This window comes from Kitasatospora sp. NPDC002965, assembly GCF_040611255.1.
Taxonomy (GTDB): domain Bacteria; phylum Actinomycetota; class Actinomycetes; order Streptomycetales; family Streptomycetaceae; genus Kitasatospora.
Genome location: NZ_JBEXNT010000238.1, coordinates 1 through 6,606, shown reverse-complemented (window position 1 = coordinate 6,606; position 6,606 = coordinate 1). Strand labels below are relative to the sequence as shown.

7 protein-coding genes are annotated in these 6,606 nt (G+C 72.3%); all 7 read right to left on the bottom strand.

The annotated features are described in order from the left end of the window. Positions 1–104: 104 nt before the first annotated feature. Positions 105–425, bottom strand: coding sequence for a hypothetical protein (locus ABZY91_RS40950; RefSeq protein WP_355409216.1), 321 nt, complete (start codon positions 423–425; stop codon positions 105–107). Between the two features lie 60 nt (positions 426–485). After that, a complete protein-coding gene (locus tag ABZY91_RS40945; protein WP_355409214.1) occupies positions 486–2,228 on the bottom strand; it encodes a hypothetical protein in 1,743 nt (580 codons plus the stop codon). Positions 2,229–2,385: 157 nt separating this feature from the next. After that, a complete protein-coding gene (locus ABZY91_RS40940) occupies positions 2,386–2,886 on the bottom strand; it encodes a hypothetical protein (RefSeq protein WP_355409212.1) in 501 nt (166 codons plus the stop codon). A 13-nt stretch (positions 2,887–2,899) separates the two neighbouring features. After that, the gene (locus ABZY91_RS40935) at positions 2,900–3,376 is read right to left on the bottom strand and encodes a hypothetical protein (RefSeq protein WP_355409210.1); all 477 of its coding nucleotides are present in this window, start codon (positions 3,374–3,376) and stop codon (positions 2,900–2,902) included. Between the two features lie 100 nt (positions 3,377–3,476). Beyond that, positions 3,477–5,138 (bottom strand): hypothetical protein, encoded by a 1,662-nt coding sequence (locus ABZY91_RS40930; protein WP_355409208.1) that lies wholly within the window; start codon positions 5,136–5,138, stop codon positions 3,477–3,479. Beyond that, the gene (locus ABZY91_RS40925; protein ID WP_355409206.1) at positions 5,135–5,746 is read right to left on the bottom strand and encodes a hypothetical protein; all 612 of its coding nucleotides are present in this window, start codon (positions 5,744–5,746) and stop codon (positions 5,135–5,137) included. Before ABZY91_RS40925 ends, ABZY91_RS40930 begins: the two co-directional genes overlap by 4 nt. 136 nt (positions 5,747–5,882) lie before the next feature. Next, a complete protein-coding gene (locus tag ABZY91_RS40920; RefSeq protein WP_355409204.1) occupies positions 5,883–6,395 on the bottom strand; it encodes a hypothetical protein in 513 nt (170 codons plus the stop codon). Between the last annotated feature and the right edge of the window lie 211 nt (positions 6,396–6,606).

Sequence of the window (6,606 nt, the reverse complement as noted above, 5' to 3'; positions counted from 1 at the left end):
CGCCGGACGCAGCCGCCGACCCCGCCGCCCATGCCCTCGACGCGACGGCGGCCGTGCTCGCCGCCCTCCAGGAGCGGGCGGGACCCGGCACCGACCGGGTGCGGCTAGTTCGTGTCGGGCCCGGCGAACGGGTCGGACCCCGGGTGCGCGTCCAGTGGGTACAGGCAGACCACCTTGCGGGCGCCCGGCGGCGGGACGTGCCCCAGCTTCCGCTCCTCCTTGCTGCCCTTGGTGCCGGGCAGGCTGTAGGTCTCGCCGTCGGCGTACAGCGCGTCGGTCCAGCCCTCCATGGGGGCGAAGTGGTTGCCCTCCGGGTCCGAGGACAGGACCACGGGAGTGTCGGGGCTGAACTTCTTCTCCCGGATCAGGTGGGCCAGGGTCGTCTTCAGGTCGCCGATGGTGATCGGGCGGACGGGGGTGCTCACGGGTGCCTCCACGGCGGTTCGATTGCCGTCCGGGAGCCACCCGGACTGACGAGAGAAAGACTACCATGAAGAAGGCATTGAATTGGGCTGCGGCTCCCGCCTTCCCACCTCGTCCGCCCCGGGGAACTCCAGCTGCTCGAACCCGCCCTCTGCTGCGCGTTGCGCGGGAAGGGGCTGGCGGGCCTTGTCGGTGACGGGCTCGTCGAGACCGGGGTGCGATCCCTCCAGCCTGTAGAGGGCTGTCTGGTAGCGCGCCGTCGGCTCGTACCAGTCCGTGCCCTGGACGGCGGCGGAGACGGCCGCGCCCATGAACGGGCTCACCGCGTCGGCCTCCATCTGGGCGATGTTCCGAATGCCTTCGGCGCCCCTGCGGGCGGGGATGTAGGTCCACGGGTAGTCCCGGCGAAACCCGACCAGCATGCCGAGCTCGGGCAGGCTGATCTTCACCACGCCCTCGCCCTGGGGGACGTCGGCCGGGCGGAACCTGATTCCGTACCAGGGAGCGGTGACGCACTGCCCGACGGTATTGAGCGGGAACGAGCCGCCACCCATCGGCTTGCCCGTCCTGGGGTTCACCCCGCGCTTGCCCCGGGTGTCGGCCCACCAGTCGGACGGGAGGTTCAGTGCGGCGGCCACGGTCACCGTCGGCAGGGCGGGACGTCCCTGGTAGGGCTCGATCCGCCGGCCGAGCTCCGGTGCCCAGTCCGGCAGGCGGCCGGTGCGCTTGAGGATGTGCGCCCACATCTCGCGGGCCGCCTCGTCGCCGTCCACGTAGTCCGCGTACCGAGGCTTCTCGTCGCGGGTGGCGACCATCCACGCCCGCTCCCGGTGCGTGGCCGCGCCGAAGTCGGCGGCGTCCGCGACCTGCCACGAGCACCACGCCCAGCCGAACCCCTCCGGACTGGTGATCTCCGACTGGATGGCCTCCGCCAGCACCGGGCTCTGCCGCAGCAGGTTCGCCGACTGCTCCACGGTGATCGACGCCAGCGGGGCCCCGATCTGCACCAGGCACATCGGCCAGATCAGCACCTCGGCCATGAGCGCGGTGCGCTCGTCGGAGACCGCGCCCGCCGCCCACTCCCGGAAGTCGCCGGGGGTCATGCACGGCGGCAGGTGTCCGCCGCCGCAGAACTCGCCCCAGCCGTCGGCGTCCGGGTGCTCCTCCATGCCGTCCAGGACGTCGCCGGCGTAGCTGTGCGGGCCGCCGTAGAGGCTGCACAGGTCGTCAACCCACAGGTAGCCGAAGGCCTCGCTCGCCTGCCACATGATCGACTGGAGCTCGAACGCCTCCTCCGGGTCCCATCCGGCTCGCTTGCCCGCGCTGGAGAGCGTCTGGCATGGCGGGGAGGCGTGGAAGCGCCGCACCCACCGCAGGACGGGCTGCCGGGGGTCGAGCCTGCGGATGTCCGCCTCGACCACCCAGTGACCGGCCGCCCGGGCGGTCGCCGCGGCGTCGCGGTTGGATTCGATCAGTACCCAGTCGCCGGTCTTGTCCACCAGTCCGCGCCCGGCGGACATCCCGCCCGGCCCGCCGAAGGCCTCGATGCCCCGCTCCGGCTCGCCCTCGACCCACGGCCGGGCCCAGTGCGGCGGATAGGGGAACGCGAAGTCGGTACAGGCCCGGCAATCGGCGCACTCGGCCCCGGCGTTGCAGACGTCGCAGACGTCGCAGCTCCAGCCGTCCCACTCCAGCGCCGCCGGACGGAAGCCGTTCGCATACGCGCGGCCGTCCCCGTCCGTCGCCGCGCCGAGCATAGAGGCGCCCGCCCGCAACTCGTCCCGACCGGCGGCGAATGTCGGCATGGTGAGGTCCTCCTGCAGGGTTCGATGGCAACACGAGAGCCACCCGTGATGACAATAGAAAGCCTACCATGGATAATGCATTGAAAGAGTCTTGTGCACCCCTCGCGCCCGGTGCCCGCCCGACGCAGCCTCGGCCACCAGGCGCCGGGCGGGCCGGTCAGCCCGGCGCCTGGTGGCCGACCCGGCGGAGGTCCCCGGTGGAGTAGAACTCCCCGAGAAGCCGTGCACACTCGCCCTCCGGCACACCGTAGGCCCCGAACTCCGCCGCGGCCGCGCGCACCTTCACCGCCGCCCGGGCCGCCTCCACCCGCGCCCGGTGGAGCCTCTCCCATGCCTTCATCGCCTCCACGACGTGCAGCTCGGCCAGCAGGGGGCCCATCTCCTCAGAGGCCAGGAGCTCGGCCAGCAGCGGCCCCAGCACGCTCCGCGCGTGCAGAGCCGAAGCGGACCCGGCGGGACTCAGGGTCTCGTCCCACTCCAGCTCCCATATGCCGACCGGACTCCTGGCGAAGAGGCACCTCAGCGTCAAGTAGACGCGGTACCGCACGCGCACCACCACCTCAACGTTCGTCCACGTCCGCTGCTCCATCCAGCGCGGCAGGCGGATCGACGCCGTGGCATCGCGCCACGGCAGGGACCTGGTGATCGTCCCGTTCATCGTGCTGCTCCTCTCAGGCCACGCCGGACGCGGACGGCGCCGGGACGCCCCCACGGGGCCCCCGGGGGATCACCTTGGCCGGCAGCGGGAGGCCGTAGGTCCGGAGCAGGGCGTTGAGCGCCTCCGGCCGCTCGGCACCCGCCTCCGGGGTGACGGGGCGGCCCAGATGTTCCGTGACCGCGTAGAGGCTTGCGGGGTAGTTGCCCAGGTACCGCAGCAGGCCGCCGAGGCCGGCATGCTCGGGGAACTCGACCGAACTCGTGCAGGCGGCCACAGGCCCGACACGGCGGACCACGACCCAGGTCCCCAGCGGTTCAGCCCCGGTCCCGCCGGGCGCACCCTCCTCGTCGGCCGCGTCGCGGTCGGTCCTTCCCCCGGGCTCGGACAGCGGCTCGGCGTCCCACGGCGCGGGAGGGACCGTGGCAGGGCCGGCCGCGAGCGCGGAGGCGCTCCGCACCGGCGGCAGCGGGCGTGCGGTGAGGTTGGTCATGATCTTCTCTCCCGGGTTCGGGTCGCGGACGTGTGGTGAGGTGAGTTCGGCCGGAGGGCCGTGCCCCGGGGCCCGCGCTCGGCGGGCCCCGAAGACGGGGTCAGAACAGCGTCGGAGCCACCTCGGTGACGACGGGGCCGGGCACGAACGTCCGCGCCGGGACGGGGACAGGCTCCGGCGCGGGGGCGGAGACCGCGCGCGGAACCCGCCCGCCGAAGTCGCAGAACACCAGCTCCGTCGCCGGTGCCACCCCCCGCCACTGGTCCCGCTCCCCGGAGGTGTCGACGGACGTGCCCATCTGGAGCCGCAGCCCGGTGTCACGCTCGAACCGCTCGTACTCCACGCTGCGCACCTCCCGGTAGGACGGCACGCCGCTGAAGCGGAAGGGGGCCGACTCCTGGGGGATGAGGAACACCCCACACTCCGCCAGTTCGGCGGCGACGGCCAGGGCGTGGTACTCGAAGCGGCGGCTACGCACGCCCGGCCCGTCCCCGCTGCGCTCGACGAAGCCGTACGGGGGGTTGCTGATGACCATGTCGAACCGGCCCAGGTCGCTCGGCAGGTCGAAGATGTCCGCGCAGATCCACCGGGCCTCGGGCAGGACCTTGCGGCCGACTTCGACGTACAGGGGATTGCGTTCCACGCAGACCATCTCGCGGTCCGGCGCGGCCAGGTCGTTCATGCAGGACCAGGCGAGTCGGCCGATGCCCGCGCAGAGGTCCAGCACCCGCTGGACCTCCGGCCCGGTGGTCTCGATGGTGAAGGCTGCGGCCAGGCCGGGCGGGGTGAAGAACGCCCCGTCCAGGCTGTTGGACGCGGTGGACGACTCCTGCCAGTGGTCCAGCACGAACTCCCGCTCCCTGTGGGTGAGCGGCCGGTCCAGGTCAACCAGGGCCTGGGCCTGCTGGTGCAGCTTGGCGATGTCCTTGGGGAGCTTCGTCACGGTGAGGGCCTTCCTCGCGGGGATGGGGTTCGAGTGCCTTCCGGGAGCCACCCGGCCTGACAAGAGAAAGACTACCATGGAAAATGCATTGAAATAAGTGGGCTGGCAGGTCCTGCGAGGCAGGGGCGGCGGCCGGGCCGCCACCCCTGCCTGTCGGCTGTCGTCGGCCGGCTCGGTCGCAGGCGTTGCCGGAGGGCGGTGAAGGATGGCGAGGATCGCCCGGGCTCGGTCGAGCGGAACCCCGGTCAGCTTGAGATCGGCCGACTCGGCCCCGTGGTTGACGCGCACCGTCCCGTAGCCGTAGGCGCGTTCGGCGTGGTGACGGCTCTCGGAGTGGAAGGAGCCGGCGCTCTGCTCGCGGTCCCAGTCATAGGTGTGCAGGGCGGGGAGGGCCTGCGCCAGTGTCCGCATGGCCTCGGTCCTGGCGAGACGCAGCCGTTCGGTATCGGCGACTTCGGCCAGGGCGCCGGGCAGCGCCGCCATGTAGTCCGGCAACAGCCGCCGGTGGATGTCCCGCGCGATGTCCTGCGGCGCACGGCCGATGGACACCCCGATCGTGAACTGCGTGTCCCCGCTCCAGCCCAGCGGCATGACGCCGTGGACGGTCAGCCGGCCCCGGGCCTCGTCGTTGTAGCGGGCGTGCTCCAGCCGCAGCGCCAGCCCGGTCGGGTGGTACAGCGTGACGGCGCCGTAGACCCAGCGCTCCGCCTGGTGCCACCAGCCGGGTTCCATCGTAGGGATGGTGTCGAGGGCTGCGGCGACGCCTCGGCCCACCTCGTCGAAGCGGTGGGCAAGCTCCGCCTTCTCCGTATCGGTCATCGACGCTCGCTCTCGTGGGGGGCGTGCCGGGCGGGTCCTGCCGCCGGTTTCACAGTTCCGGATGCGGTGTCGGCGGGAACGGAGACGGCCTTGCCCACCGGTCGGATCCTGCCGGGAGCCTGCGGGTCCTTCCTGTAGGACTCCAGTCGGGTCCGGTCGCCGGGTGTCAGCTGGTGGGCGCTCAGGCGATGCAGCGCGAACCCGCCGTCTCGCGCCGATGTCCGCCGGACCACCGGAAGGCTTTCGGCTGCCCGGCGGGCATCCTCCATCCGCTCGCCTACGGTGCGGCCGATGATGCGGCCCCGCTGGTCAAGGATCAGCCAGGCGTCGGTCGGCGGGCCGTCGTCTTCGGCCTCGATGAACTGGGCGCGCTCCTCGGTGAGTTCCAGCCGCCCGGGGTCGACGACGGCGATCTCCCAGAGTCGCTGACGGGGGTCGGCCACTGCGACTCGGGGTCGGCCGGTGCTCTCCTCTCGGCCGATCACCAGGGCGATCGCGCTGCCCTGTTCGGTGTCGTGGAGTCGGACCAGCGCCCTTCGTCCGATCGGGGAGCCGTTGCGGTCCAGCAGGGGCTGGCCGGGGGCGGTGTCGTCGATGGGGGTGCTCACGGGTTCGTCTCCTCGAAAGTATCCGATGCCTTCCGGATGTCATCCGTCCTGACAATAGAAAGGCAACCATGAAAAAAGCATCCATGAGGTGGTGTGGTTCCCGGGGTTCGCCGCTGGGCGGGCGGCGACCGCGGGGTCAGTAGGATGCGTACCCGAAGAACAGCCATCCTCGGTGCTCGGCCGGGCCGCCCTGGAGGGTGACGTCGAGCTCGGCGGACCGGATGAGGCCGGTCCGGGGGCAGTGTTTGAATGTGCCGGTGGTGCGGCGCTCGACCGTCTCGCCCGGCAGTAGCTGGCCGTTCTCGGCGAGGACGGCGGTCGCGGCCTCCTCCGGTGTCTTGTAGCCGGGTGTGCTGGGCGGGACGGTCACCGTGATCTGCCGGCGGTCGCTCAGGACGGGGATGGCGCCGGCGGGCCCCCACGCGTCCTGGAGCGGGTGTTCGTAGTCGCGCATGATGCGGTCGGCCAGGGCCTCGGCGTCGTCCATTGACAGAGGGGTGCTGGTGACGGTCTGCCAGTCCTCTTTCTCCGCGATCGTGCCGGTGTAGCCCCGGTGGCCGTACTCGTACCGGGCGTCCTCGACGGCGTCCCGGAACGCCTGCGTGACGTCGATGCCGTCCTGGTAGGTGGTGAAGCGCTCGGCTCCCATGGGTGCTCCTTGCGGTGTGCTGGTCATGCCTGAGGGGGTTCGGGGGGGTGGTGGGGGGGGGGGGGGGGGGGGGGGGGGGGGGGGGCGGCCCCGGGGGGGGGGGGGGGGGGGGGGCGGGGGGCGGGGGCGGTGTCGAGGGTGCCGTGGATGACGGTGGCGTCGAGGCCGGGGGCGGTGACGTGGGGGAGGTCGGGGTGGTGTTCGAAGGGCG